This is a genomic window from Rhizorhabdus argentea (assembly GCF_037861105.1).
In the GTDB taxonomy this organism is placed as follows: Bacteria; Pseudomonadota; Alphaproteobacteria; order Sphingomonadales; family Sphingomonadaceae; genus Rhizorhabdus; species Rhizorhabdus argentea.
The window spans coordinates 68517-81380 of sequence record NZ_JBANFK010000002.1; the positions used below are offsets into that span (position 1 = coordinate 68517).

Below are 12864 nucleotides of genomic sequence, written 5' to 3' on the forward strand. Positions count from 1 at the left end.
TCCTATCCCTGCAGCTTGTCCCACACGTCCCTGTCGCGTTCCATGGTCCAGATGCGCGGCCAGTCGATCCCATCATATTCATCCCAGAGACGCTGGACATCGAATGGCAGACAATGTTCGAAAATGGGCCAGTGGCCGAACTTTGGCGCGAGAGCGGCATGTGTGGCTTCGAAGGCATCTTTAAGAGTGCCCCCGTTCTTATGGGCATCGCCCACATGCTTTATCATGCTGTTGAGAAATTCCCGGGTCTGTTCAATTGCAGCATCGCTTGCGTCGACGCTACGGGCAACACTCCCGCGGCCGCCGATAAGGTTTTCGGCGCGAAAAGACTTCAGATTATCGAGCGTCCTGCTCGCCCAGTCGAAGTGGAAGGCATCGCCGGTGTAGAGCGCGGCTTCACTCTCAACCAGATCGCCCGCAAAAAGGGTCTTCGACTTGTCGTGCCATGCCACGATATCGCCGGCCGTGTGACCCCGCCCACAGAATTGCAGTTTGATCGCACCACGATCCCCGCCCAGTTCGACGCGATACTCCGTGTCAAATGTGTCGGTGGGCCAGGTCAGCCCCGGAATCTCCTCCGGTTCCTTGAACAGCCGCGGCATGCGGCCATACTCGCTGTCCCAGTCCTCCTTGCCGCGCTCCTCGATCAATTTGCGTGTGACCTCGCTGGTGACGATGCATTCCGCACCGAATGCGCTCGCCCCCAGCACACGAACGGCGTGGTAGTGGGTCAGAACCAGATACTTTACCGGCTTATCGGTATGCTCCCGCAACTTGGCAAGCCAGTCTCGCGCGGCGGCCGGGGTGGCGCGAGCCTCGAAGCAGACGAGAAAGTCTTCGCCCTCGATTGCGCCCACGTTCGGATCACCTTCGGCGGTCAGCGCATAAACGCCATCAGCAAGAATCTCGAGTTTTTCGGTCGTGGGCGCCGTATCGGCGGAAGATGCAAACGGCTTTGCCAATCTATTTTCTCCAAGCAAGCTAGTTCAGGTTTCGGAAAAATCCCGGCGTCCGAAGCCGAACCTCATGACGGCATGATGTGCGGCTGCTGTCTCTGCGGTTCAGAAACGGACAGAGACCCGCCCCCCGAATTGCCGCGGCGCACCATAGTACCACAGATTGCCGTTCGCCCCGCCGGGATAGACTTCCTTAGTCAAGTTTGTGACGAACGCCTCAACGTCGAAGCGATCGGTGCTGTAGGTCAGCTTGGCGTTTATCAGGTCACGACCCGGCAGGATCGACGTGGCATCACTGAAGAAGGAAGTCTTTTGACTATCTGTGTGCGTGTATTCAACATGCGGCTTCAGGCTTTTGTCGTCACCCATTTCGATAGTGTAGGAAAGGCCAACAGCGATGTTGAACTTGGGGGCGAACGGGAGAGGCCCGGTTGCCGTGGCAATATAGGGACCATAGTTGAAACAGGCTGCAGTCTGACCGACCGCACATTGCGGACCAAGCGATCCCTGACCCCCATCGGGCAGAGCAGGCCGGTTGACGATGTTGTTAACCGTAATCTTGGATTTCAGATAGGAGCCGGCAACGGTCATATCAAAATTGCCAAGGTGCAGGCCCAGCTCGGCTTCCGGACCATAGGTTTCTGCCGATCCTGCATTGAAGATCGTAGGCAAGCCGTTGAGGGGGAGCACGTCCTGGATCTGCATGTTCGTGTATTTGGAATAGAAGCCGCCGACCTGCGCACGCAGCGCGCCGCCGAACATGGATCCCTTCCAACCGGCCTCGTAATCCATGACTGACTCCGGCGCGAAATTTGAAACGGGGGTTTGGACCCCGCCGCCCTTGCGGCCTTTTGCCGCGAAAGCATAGAGGAAGTTATGGCTATCGGCAGTATAGTTGACACCCATCTTCCAAGTAAAACCCTTATCGGACTCATGTCCTGTATTTGGAAAGATGAACAGCAAATCATTTGTAGTTAAATCGAAGAAAGAGCTGCGATTGCTGGAGGGTAAGTCCGTCCGTGACCAAGTGTATCTAGCACTACCTTCGATCTCTAAAGCGTCAGTTATATTATACTTCAGGCCTCCATAGAAGGCTTCCGATTTCTTAGAGGTGCGACCACTAGCGATGAACAGCTGGTTTGCAAAAAAGTTCTGCGCGGATGCCGGAACCTTATTGCGGTCGCGAAGATAATATCCACCAATAGTCCATTTAAGCGGCTTGTCTTCAGGAGAGATGATCGTAAATTCTTCCGAGAATATCGGCTCAACAGCGGAAACGGTAAAGTTAACCGTCGGGAACGAAACACCGATAAGGTCGGCCCCCTGGTGGAACTTCTCGATCGTCAGGCCAATCATGTTGCGTAGCGTAATGCCGTTGCCCAGCGTGAACCTCGATTCGTTGTCCACGCGGAAGGTCGACTCGTCGTAACGAGGCGCATTCGCAAAATTGATAGTGTATGGATCGGATGAAACCAATGATGCGAAGAATGTCCCTGGAATCGGCTTCCCTGTAAACCCGCCGGTTTCGTTGTGGTAATATTCGATCTTGGTTAGATTCTGGAAATCGTCCGAAGGCTTCCACAAAATGCTGATGCGGCCGGCGATAGTGTTGATCTCTCCGGGTGTCGAATATTGGCTCGACGGACTGATCGAAGGATTGCCGTTCTTAAAAAAGCTGGCGCGATGCTCATCGTAAGTCGCGATGCGCACTGCAAGCATATCGCTGACAGGAATATTGACGGCGCCTTCGAAGCCGATGTGGTCATAGGTCCCACCCGTCAGGCTCGCATAGCCGCTGGCGTCTCCCAGCTTCGGATCAGCCGTCTTGACGAACAGGGCGCCGCCCGTCGAATTGTTTCCGACGAAAGTCCCCTGGGGGCCACGAAGAACCTGCACGTTGGCAATGTCGTAAAACGGTTCGTTGGCGACAATCGGCCCCTGGAACAGGTTGTCACGATAAATTGCGACACCCGAGTAGACGCCCGGGTCGGTAATCCCTAGGCCGATGCCACGAATGTTGATCTGGCTTTCAAGGCCTGCGTCGGTGACGGATAGGCCGGGCACGAAGTTCTGAAGCTCCCTTACGCCCCGGATTTCGTGCTGCTTGAGATCGGCGTCCGACATCGCGGAAACCGCAATGTTCGTGCGCATGACGGTGCTCGACCGCTTTTCCGCAGTCACCACAATTTCAGCCGAAGCACCGCGCTGCCCGCCGTCCCCCAGTTCCGATTCGCCTGCGTTCGCGGACGAAGCAAAGGCCACCCCTGGCATCGCTATCGAAATTAGCGCGGCCGACAGCATCAAGTTGGTCCTGGTCATTATCTTCCCTCCCCTTCGGATCTGCGACGATCGCGACTGCGCTCCGCCACTCTCTCAGGCCCATTAGACCCTTTGTCTTTGATTAGGCAATAGCGAATGAATTTGTGTGAGGGTAATGCAGCCTGTCGCCCCGTCTCGTTTTCCTTGCCGCCTTCGGCTGTCACGATAACGCCTCGGAGCATGCTCCCCGATGGGACGTATCGCTCCTTTTCATAACTTTGACGTAGATCTGAGCGTCGCGCCGCCGGTTGCCGAACCTACATCTGGCCTGCGAACTTTTCCGATGCGCCCTGGATGACGGCGCACATAGACGACTGGATGCTGGCGGCCGGTGGCTGACCGTTTCCGTTCATCCGCGACCGGCTGAGGCTCCCGTGACCGCCGCCTATTTGCGCAAATGCTGGCCGAAGAAAACCGCCGCCCTGGAGATTGCCGTGTCGGATTCGGGCGTGTTCACGAGCATTGCGGGGAAGACGTGGGGCATGCCCTCGTACAGGTCGAGCACTGCCTCATGACCGCCGCCACGGATCGCCTGATATTCCCTGACCGCTTCGCTGAGGAGCAATTCACGAGTGCCGGCTTGGATTAGTGTTGGCGGGAACGCCTTGGTGTAATCTCCGAACAACGGAGAAATATAAGGGTGCCTGACATCCGTCCCGGCGGAATAGGCGGCCAGGTAGGTTTTGAAGTCCCGTACTTCGAGCAGGGGATCGTAAGGCCCGATCGTGGCAACCGTATCGCCCCTCATCGTCAGGTCGGCTCCCGGCGACAGCAGGTAAAGCGCGCCTGGCAACGGAACGCCCTGGTCCCGCATCTTCAGAGTGTATGCGGCCGCCATGTTCCCGCCCGCAGAGTCACCAAACAGCCCCATCGCACGCGGATCGTTTCCCGAGGCGATGAGCGCCCGCCATACGGCAATCACCTGGTTTGAGATCGTGTTGACATTTCCTCGCGGCGCCAAGGTGTAGTCAATCGAGATAACCTCGCGTCCCAGCGCCTTGCCGAGTAGGGCTGGAAGCACCTGCGTCGAAAGTGCAGAGAGGATAATGTAACCGCCGCCGTGAATATAGACCAGCGGCGGCAGTGCTCGCCGCGCATTGGGTGGAATGATCCTAAGAACACTCACACCTCCGATCGTTTCCCTGACGGACCGAACATGCATCGCGTCAGCGAATTGCTGGCTTGCCGGCACGGCTTTGGCCTCAATCGCCGCATTCAGCCGGTCAAAATCTTCAAGGCTCTTAAGCGCCGGCGTTGGCGGCCGTGCTTCCGCTTGCGCGTAAAGGACGCAAAGCTTCGCGGCTGCCTGTTGCGATACACTGTCGGGCACACGGAATCGCAGGTCGGGATTGGGTGGGCATTCTGCTGCGGCCGCCGGCGCAGCATGGGCCGCGAGGCCGAGCAACATCATTAAAACGCGAGACCGCATAGTTCCACTCCCGAGAATCCGACCGAATCGCGAGGGCCATGACCATAGTTTAAACCCCATGATGGGGAGCGTTGCACCCGCCATAATGATTATCTACATACGAATCGATTCATTATGCGTAAATGGAAAAAACAAGTGGTCGCGATCCTCTGATGATCAGACCGGCAACTGGCGGGGCCGCCCAATCTTTTTCACCTCATCAGGATCGATCGAATGACGCATCGCAATTCTCTGTTTCTCGTCGGGCTATTTCTTGGGGGCGGGCTCGCGGTCTTGACCGCCGGCACGGCCCATGCGGCCGAGCGTACGGCGCAGGCAGCGTCGAAGCGCGCGGAGAAAACATTGGAGGCGATGGCGCCGCAGGAGAAGACGATCCTGACGCACGGCATCCTGGCGCTCCAGCTACTCCCGGGCGACGCCGCACTGCCGGCAGAAGCGATCCCCGGTGCGGGATACATCGCCGGCATTCCCCGGCTGGGAGTCCCGGCCCTGTTCGAGACGGACGCGAGCCTCGGCGTGTCCTACGTGTTCGGCATACGCAAGGACGGGGCCACCGCGCTTCCATCGGGTCTTGCGCAGGCGTCCACCTGGAATCCTTCGCTCATCGAGGTAGGGGGCCGGATGATTGGTTCGGAAGCGCGAGCCAAAGGCTTCAACGTCCTCCTATCAGGCGGCGTCAACCTGATGCGTGACCCTCGCAACGGCCGAAATTTCGAATATCTCGGCGAAGATCCGCTGCTGGCCGGCACCCTTGTCGGACACGCCATCCGCGGCGTGCAGTCCAACAACATCATTTCGACCATCAAGCATTTCGCGCTTAATGGACAGGAAACCGGCCGCAAGGTGGTCGATAGCAAGATCGACTCGGCCAGCGCTTATGAAAGCGACTTGCTAGCTTTCAAGATTGGCATCGAGATCGGCGATCCAGGTTCGGTGATGTGCGCCTACAACAAGGTCAACGGTAAGTCCGCCTGCGACAATGACTGGCTGCTCAACAAGGTGCTGAAGCAAGCTTGGGGCTACAAGGGCTTCGTCATGTCCGACTGGGGGGCGGTGCCTTCGCTCGGGGCGGCGCTGAATGGCCTCGACCAGCAGTCGGGGCAACAACTCGACACCGACGCCTTTTTCGCCGACAAGCTGGCAGCAGCAGCGAAGTCCGATCCTGCCTATGCCTTGCGGCTTGACGACATGAACCGCCGCATCCTCTGGGCGATGTATGACAAGGGGCTCGTTGAAAACCGGACAAGGCACGGCGGAAAAATCGACTTCAAAGCGCACGGCGACGTCGCCGAGCAGGTCGCGCGTCAAGGCATTGTTTTGCTGCGGAACGCGCGCGGCGTGCTTCCGCTGGCCGTATCCGCGAAGCGGATCGTCGTCATCGGCGGATATGCAAACTCCGGTGTACTTTCGGGCGGGGGCTCAAGCCAGGTCCAAGCCGAAGACGGTCCCGCAGTCGTCATTCCCGCCGGGAACGGTGACGATAATTGGCCGTTCATCGCAGAATCCTACCACAGCTCGGTGCCGATCAAGGCGCTCAGGGAAGCGGTGCCGGATGCGGATATCCGCTATCGCAACGGCCGCTATGTATCGGAGGCGGTTGCCCAGGCGAAGCAGGCTGACGTCGCGATCATCTTTGCCACGCAGTGGACAGGCGAGGGCTTCGATGTGCCCGACATGAGCCTGCCGAACGGACAGGACGCTCTAATCGCCGCCGTTGCGGCGGCTAACCCCAATACGATCGTCGTGCTCGAATCCGGCGGTCCGGTAATCATGCCGTGGCTCGACAAGACAGCCGCTGTAGTCGAAGCGTGGTATCCCGGCGCACGGGGTGCAGAGGCGATCGCGGCGGTGCTGACCGGCAAGGTCAACCCATCTGGCAGGTTGCCAATCACGTTCCCCGCCAGCGAGCAGCAACTTCCGCGCCCCAAGGTCGATGGGCTGGACAGCACGGAGCCGAGCTTCCTTGGAATGCCGGATATCAAGGGCAAGTTGCTTGTCGCCGACTATGACATCGAAGGGTCCGACCTCGGCTACCGCTGGAATGCTTCCAAGGGTTATAAGGCTCTGTTCCCTTTCGGATATGGGCTGTCGTACACAAGCTTCGTGACGAATGGGCTCAAGACCGACGGTAGCAGGGCGACGGTCAGGGTCGCTAACACCGGTAAGCGCGATGGCGCAACGGTAGCGCAGCTCTACCTCGTTTCGCGCGCAGGCAAGCGATTGCAGCGCCTGGTTGGTTTCCAGCGCGTCGAACTGGCGGCTGGCCAGGCCAAGCTCGCTTCGATGAACCTCGACGCGCGCCTGCTGGCAGAATGGCAGGACGGCAGCTGGTCCATGCCAGCAGGCGAGTACGGCTTCGCGCTTGGCGAGGATGCCGAGCATCTTGGGCCGGTCACCACCGTGCGACTCAAGGCCCGGGCTTGGCGGGACTGAACTACTCCCACCCATGACCGCGCCAGCACGGCGAGACGGCTTTTTCGCCGCGAACAGACGCCGAAACAGCGAAAGGATTGAACGATGGTGATGGCCCCTAACGTGAATGTCAGCGCCGCCTCCGAACTCGGCGAGGAAGTTCCGGGCGGCAGGGATGCGATGGAGCTGCGCTGCTTCGTGATGGCGCTCTTTTTCATTTTCGGCGGCATCACCAGCCTAAACGACGTGATTATCCCAAAGCTCAAGGAACTGTTCACGCTCTCGTACGCCGAGGCGATGCTAGTGCAGTTCTGCTTTTTCGCCGGTTATGCGGTGATGGGCATCCCGGGCGCCATGCTGGTGCGCAAGATAGGCTACATGCGGGGCGCGGCGTCGGGGCTGGTGATCATGATCGCGGGTTGCCTCGCCTTCATTCCCGCCTCGCAGACGGCGACCTACTGGCTATTCCTTGCCGCCTACTTCGTGCTCGCGGCAGGCGTGGTGATCGTACAGGTTGTCGCCAATCCGCTGATCAGCCTGCTCGGTAAGCCCGAGACGACCAGTTCCCGCCTGACTTTCGCGCAGGCGTTCAACTCGCTGGGTACCACGCTTTTCCCGATCGCCGGTTCGGTGCTGATCCTGGGCAGCCTTGCTAAGGTTTCGGCTAAGGACCTCACGGGTCCCGCGCTCGATGCCTATCGCCACGCGGAGAGCGCTGCCATCGTTCACGGCTATCTGGGCATTGCCGTCGCGCTTGCTCTGGTCGCAGCAGCGGTGTGGACCTTCCGCAACCGTCTGCCTGCCGAGAAGCATGAGGACACTCCCGGTGCCCTCGGGTTCGACCTGCTCGCTCGCCCGCGGTTCGGATACGGGGCGCTTTGCATCTTCCTCTATGTCGGTGCGGAGGTGTCGATCGGCTCGCTGATCGTCAGCTACCTCATGCAGGACCACGTGCTGGGTCTGCCCGAGCAATCGGCGGGCAAGCTGATCGGGCTCTACTGGGGCGGAGCGATGATTGGCCGTTTCTTCGGTTCGGCGGTGCTGCGAGTGCTGAGCCCTGGTGTTGTGCTGGGCTTCAACGCCATCGCGGCAATCGCGCTGATCGCACTGTCGGTGACGACACAGGGGTATGTCTCGGGCTATGCTCTGCTGGCGGTAGGCCTAATGAACTCAATCATGTTCCCGACTATCTTCAGCCTCGCCTGCGAGAAGCTGGGTGCGCGCGCGGCGGACGGGTCGGGGATCATTAACGTGGCCATCTGCGGCGGCGCCGTCGTGCCGCTCGCCACCGGCGCGCTCGCGGATGCGGCCGGAGGAAACCTCGGCGTCGCTCTGGTGCTTCCCGCGCTGTGCTACGCGGTGATCGCAGGCTTCGGGCTGTTTGCCCGCAAGCCGATGCCGGCGTGGGTGCTGTCAGTCTAATGCCAGTCTCCATCGTGCGCTGCGGCGGGCTGTTCACATGGGCCATGCAGGGAGCCCGGTCCCGCCTTCGGCTCGAGCGATGCCCAATCCAACCGATGTCATATGCTGGGTATGTTCGGCCTTCTGGTCGTGCATGGCTTTTTGGGATTATGGAGCGGTTGTTTCGCCATCTCGCTTCAGAAGGGAGCAAGGCGAACGACCGGAACCGAGTGAAACCGGACTGTCCTCTGTGGATGGCTCCCGCGTTGCAAGTGTAAAGTGATGATCTGGCCGTTGGTCAGGTGCAGTCGTCTGTCCGGCTGTTGATGCAGTCGGTGTAGACTGCTGGCCCTGATGGGGTCCGCGAACAAGGTCCGATCGGGTTTGCAGGCTATTACGCCTATGACAGTCCTTGGGTTGTCCTTCCCGGTCCGACCGGTTTTGCCATCACATACTTCGCTCTCATAACCTCGTGAAGCTGATCTCCTCAGCTAAGTTCTTGATCTATGCTGCCGCCAGCATAGGCGCATGCCCGCGTTCGAAGACACCGCCGCGCGCCATGACCGCCCATGCGATCCGCGCCATCTTGTTAGCGATGGCGACCGAGGCGACGCGCGCGGGCTTTCTGGCGAGCAGAGCAACAAAGCGCGGATCGACCGTGTTGGGCTTCTCCTTGGCGTATCGGACCAGCGCGGTTGCGCCGACGATCAGGAGCTGCCGGAGATATCTGTCGCCCATCTTGGTAATACGCCCCAAGCGTTCCTTGCCGCCACTCGAGCTCTGCCGCGGGGTCAGCCCCAGCCAGGCGGCGAACTGGCGCCCTGACAGAACTGGCTTGGATTGGTCACCGACGCGGCGAGCGCGGTCGCGCCGATCGGCCCGATACCAGGGATCGTTGCCAGGCGCCGGGCCCTGTCGTTGCTCCGCTGCAGAGCGGCGAGACGCAGGTCGAGCTTGCGCAACTGGGCGTGAAGCTGGAGCAGTTGCCCTGCCAGCACGGCGACGACGTTGGTCGCCTCGGGCGAGTTCGCCTTTGGTTGCTGCACCGGACATATCTGGCAGGCGAGCAGCACCGAAGCCACCAGCATCGACTTCTCTTGGAGCGGCAATGACGAAATGGACGAGGTGAGCGGTGATGGCTCCGCCGAGCTTCAGCCCGACGGCTCTCTCCATGGTATAATCGAGTACCATCACGGGATGAATGGTCTTTCATCGCACGGAAATGGACTTCTTCAACAGCCTGCTAGGAAGATCGTGTCGCTGAAGCATGGTGCGTAAGGCCGCATCCATTCATGTCCATGCCCGTCTTGTTGCTAATGTTCACAGTTGATCTGCCGTGTGCGCCGAATTTCGCTGTCGAAACGCCGGTGCAGGCGCCGCGGAGACTTCAGGCAACGCCTAGAATGCGTCGAGCTCCAACGCCATCATCGTCTCGGAGCCGGACATGATCCTTGTCGCCAAACCTTGCGCCTGCGGCAGCACGCGAGCCGCATAGTAGTCGGCTAGGTCGACCTTCGGCTGGTGCAACGCTGTTCCGTCTTTGTCAAACTGGTCGATCTTACATTGTTCGCCGATCACTGTCGGGCCTGGCGCTGCAAGACTCGACGAGTGCCTGAACACCCGCCGGTTCGCGCAGATCTGCCTGGACTACGACTTCTTCTGCCCGATCCTTCCCGTTGGCATAGTGCACCATCGCTTGCGCGCCGCCCTTGCTAGGTGCAAGGCGATGGTGCGTCCGATGCCTCCTGACGCGCCGATAACCAGCGCCGTCTTGCTGCCAGATTCGGTACCATTTTACTCACCTGTACCTGCGGGTTCATGAAATTGGTGCCGTTTGCGTCACGCCAATATGCGTCCACTTTTCGCCATCGAGCGCGGTGGCCTCGCCTCGTAGCCGGCCGGCCTGCAACTCGCTCTGAACCTGCTCGATGCGCCTGTCCCAGAGCGCGTAGGCATCGGCGCCGAGCATGAGACGGAGCGGCGGATCGTCGGATTGGACAACCTCGATCATCGCCGCCGCCGCCTTGGCCGGATCGCCGGCTTGCCGTCCGTGCGTGCTCTCCAGGTAGGCCTCAAGCGGGGCGATGACCGGGCGATAATCGTCGATCACGCGGGCCGGCCGCTTATCCTTGCCATCGGCAAATTCGGTGCGGAATGCGCCCGGCTCGGCCAGCGTCACGCGAATGCCCAACGGAGCCACTTCGTCGCGCAGCGCCTCGCTCCAACCTTCCAATGCGAACTTGGAGCCGGCGTAGGCGGAGAAGCCGCCCATGGATGCCAAGCCGCCTATGCTGGTCAGGTTGAGGATATGACCGGACCGAGCGGCGCGCATCGTTGGCAGCACCTCCCGGGTCATCTCAACGGCCGCGAAGAAATTGAGTTCGAACTGTTCCCGCAATTCTTCCGGTGCAAATTCCTCGGCCGCTCCCAACGATCCGCGACCCGCCACGTTCGCCAGCACATCGATGCCGCCATAATGGTCGAGCACCTTGGCGACCGCCGTTTCGCGCGCCTGCGCATCCGTGACGTCGAGAGGGACGGCGAGGACGCGATCGGGTTGAAGTTGCTCCAGCCGTTCCAGCCGGTCGATGCGCCGCGCTGCTACCGCGACCCGCTCGCCACGGGCAATGGCGGCTTCGGCGAGCGCCTTGCCGAAGCCGCTGGACGCACCCGTTATGAAGTAGACTTTGCTCAAAGCGAGGCCAATGCGCTGCTCAGATCTTCCCGCGAAAGGTAGTTGCCGGCATATTTCTCACGCGCCGCAGCCTCGCGGGCGGCTGCTTCCGGGCTTGGATTTGCCACCTCCTCGGCGCGCAGGCGCTCTATGCGGGGCTGCCAGGCGGCAATCTCCAGCTTATCGACGCGGGCCGAGAGGTCGTTTTCGGACCGGGCGTTGTGTCGCTGCGCCCAAGCCTTGAGCGCGGCCGATCGATCACTTAGCCCGTAGATCGCGACCACCGGATACTCCGGAGCAAAGGGAAGTGACTGGCATTCGTGCAGACTGAACACGCCGGCGCTTTCGAAGCCGGGAAGAGCCAGGGTTGCGGGAGCATGATGCGTCTCGAACCAGTCTAGGAACCCCGCGAAATCATTTGGGGGCTGGAGCAGGGCGGTGAGGACCTCTGTTCCGCGGCGGAAGCCGGCCTCACGGCTCCATCCATGCGACAGGTACTCGGGACGATAGAAGAAGTCGCGAAGGCCTTCGAAGGCGCCATCGCGAGATATTTCCATCAGCGACGTGCCGGCGCGTTCATTGTGGCCGTCTACAGACTTCTGCGCGGACTCCCACTCGTAGATGGTATGGGCCCAGTGTGCCGGCGTGACGGGTTCTCCGTCCAGCACAGGCTGTTCGTCGCCGACGCAGAAACGCTGCGTCGCGATGGCACCCTCCAGTCGCAGCGCGTCGCGAATGTGGATGTCCGTGTACCACTGGTCGAAGTCTGGCAGTCGGCCGGCTACCGGGTTTTGATGCACGACAAGGATGCTTTCCAGAGCGTCCGCCATAATCCCTCCTAATTTCTTGCTTCGTCGTCGTAGCTTCAAGCCTCGGGAGCGCCGGGGAGAAACGGGGTGAACGTGCCGATCGTCTGGCCGCCGTCGACCGCCAGTTCCGAACCGCACATGTAGGAAGCATCGTCACTGGCCAGAAAAAGGCTGGCGCGCGCGACCTCAATCGGCTCGCCGATGCGTTGGATCGGCTGTCCGGCGTAGTATTTTCCTAGATTCTCGACCGGTTCGTTGGTGATGTTGCCCATCGGTGTATTGATCCCCCCCGGATAAACGGAATTGACGCGTATGCCGCGGTGCCCCAATTCCAGCGCGGCGGCCTTGGTAAGGCCGCGAAGGCCCCACTTGCTCGCGATATAAGGAGTCAGCCCGTTCATAGCGAAAAGGCCGGAGGAGGAGACGATGTTGACGATCGAACCCTTGCCCTTTTCGAGCATCACGGGAGCGACGGCCTTGATGCCGAGCCAGGGGCCGATCAGATTGATGGCGAGCGTCTGTTCGAAGGCGGCTTGCTCCAGATCCAGCAGGGCGACGGGCCGGTTAATTCCGGCGTTGTTGACCAGAATGTCGATGCCGCCCCAACGAGCGACGGTGTCTGCAACCGCTGCCTGCCAGTCTTCCGCGTTGGACACGTCGAGCTTCGCAAAGGCCGCCTTCTCACCGATCGCGGCGGCTACCGACTTGCCGTCGTCGGCCACGTCGGCGACGACGACTCGCGCGCCCTCTTGAGCGAACAGCCGGGCGGTCGCCTCGCCCTGACCACGCGACCCACCCGTGATGATGGCGATTTTGCCATCCAACTTACCGCTCATGAAGTATCCTCCTATTTATACGAACGGA

The 12864-nt window shown here is 60.4% G+C and carries 9 protein-coding genes and 1 pseudogene; 2 read left to right on the forward strand and 8 right to left on the reverse strand.

Annotation, left to right across the window (positions count from 1 at the left end; all coding sequences use genetic code 11):
• Positions 1–2: 2 nt before the first annotated feature.
• The 3 genes from AAC645_RS01885 to AAC645_RS01895 form a co-directional block, all read right to left on the reverse strand.
• Positions 3–962, reverse strand: a complete 960-nt coding sequence (locus AAC645_RS01885) for an MBL fold metallo-hydrolase (protein WP_340313417.1) — start codon at positions 960–962, stop codon at positions 3–5.
• A gap of 99 nt (positions 963–1061) precedes the next feature.
• Positions 1062–3275, reverse strand: coding sequence for a TonB-dependent receptor (locus AAC645_RS01890; protein WP_340313418.1), 2214 nt, complete (start codon positions 3273–3275; stop codon positions 1062–1064).
• A 385-nt stretch (positions 3276–3660) separates the two neighbouring features.
• Positions 3661–4686, reverse strand: a complete 1026-nt coding sequence (locus AAC645_RS01895) for an alpha/beta hydrolase (protein ID WP_340313420.1) — start codon at positions 4684–4686, stop codon at positions 3661–3663.
• A 231-nt stretch (positions 4687–4917) separates the two neighbouring features.
• Here AAC645_RS01895 and AAC645_RS01900 point away from each other — a divergent pair, with 231 nt between their 5' ends.
• Both AAC645_RS01900 and AAC645_RS01905 read left to right on the forward strand, forming a co-directional pair.
• Positions 4918–7137 (forward strand): beta-glucosidase family protein, encoded by a 2220-nt coding sequence (locus tag AAC645_RS01900; protein ID WP_340313422.1) that lies wholly within the window; start codon positions 4918–4920, stop codon positions 7135–7137.
• 159 nt (positions 7138–7296) lie between these two features.
• Positions 7297–8538: a sugar MFS transporter gene (locus tag AAC645_RS01905; RefSeq protein WP_340313424.1), complete on the forward strand. Its 1242-nt coding sequence runs from the start codon at positions 7297–7299 to the stop codon at positions 8536–8538.
• Between the two features lie 483 nt (positions 8539–9021).
• On the opposite strand, the pseudogene AAC645_RS01910 reads toward AAC645_RS01905, so the two are convergent.
• The 5 genes and pseudogenes from AAC645_RS01910 to AAC645_RS01930 all read right to left on the reverse strand — a co-directional run.
• Positions 9022–9539 (reverse strand): annotated as a pseudogene (locus AAC645_RS01910) (IS110 family RNA-guided transposase); the annotation flags it as partial.
• 376 nt (positions 9540–9915) lie between these two features.
• A complete protein-coding gene (locus AAC645_RS01915; RefSeq protein ID WP_340313425.1) occupies positions 9916–10095 on the reverse strand; it encodes an acyl-CoA dehydrogenase C-terminal domain-containing protein in 180 nt (59 codons plus the stop codon).
• A 238-nt stretch (positions 10096–10333) separates the two neighbouring features.
• On the reverse strand, positions 10334–11212 hold the full coding sequence (locus AAC645_RS01920) for an oxidoreductase (protein WP_340313426.1): 879 nt from the start codon (positions 11210–11212) through the stop codon (positions 10334–10336).
• Positions 11209–12021, reverse strand: a complete 813-nt coding sequence (locus AAC645_RS01925) for a hypothetical protein (protein WP_340313427.1) — start codon at positions 12019–12021, stop codon at positions 11209–11211. The genes AAC645_RS01920 and AAC645_RS01925 overlap by 4 nt, the downstream gene beginning before the upstream one ends.
• 35 nt (positions 12022–12056) lie before the next feature.
• The gene (locus tag AAC645_RS01930) at positions 12057–12836 is read right to left on the reverse strand and encodes an SDR family NAD(P)-dependent oxidoreductase (protein ID WP_340313429.1); all 780 of its coding nucleotides are present in this window, start codon (positions 12834–12836) and stop codon (positions 12057–12059) included.
• Positions 12837–12864 lie beyond the last annotated feature (28 nt).

Coding starts and splice junctions, on each gene's coding strand:
- AAC645_RS01890 (WP_340313418.1), bottom strand. CDS start 3,275: ATGACCAGGACCAACTTGATGCTGTCGGCCGCGCTAATTTCGATAGCG.
- AAC645_RS01895 (WP_340313420.1), bottom strand. CDS start 4,686: ATGATGTTGCTCGGCCTCGCGGCCCATGCTGCGCCGGCGGCCGCAGCA.
- AAC645_RS01900 (WP_340313422.1), top strand. CDS start 4,918: ATGACGCATCGCAATTCTCTGTTTCTCGTCGGGCTATTTCTTGGGGGC.
- AAC645_RS01905 (WP_340313424.1), top strand. CDS start 7,297: ATGGAGCTGCGCTGCTTCGTGATGGCGCTCTTTTTCATTTTCGGCGGC.
- AAC645_RS01925 (WP_340313427.1), bottom strand. CDS start 12,021: ATGGCGGACGCTCTGGAAAGCATCCTTGTCGTGCATCAAAACCCGGTA.
- AAC645_RS01930 (WP_340313429.1), bottom strand. CDS start 12,836: ATGAGCGGTAAGTTGGATGGCAAAATCGCCATCATCACGGGTGGGTCG.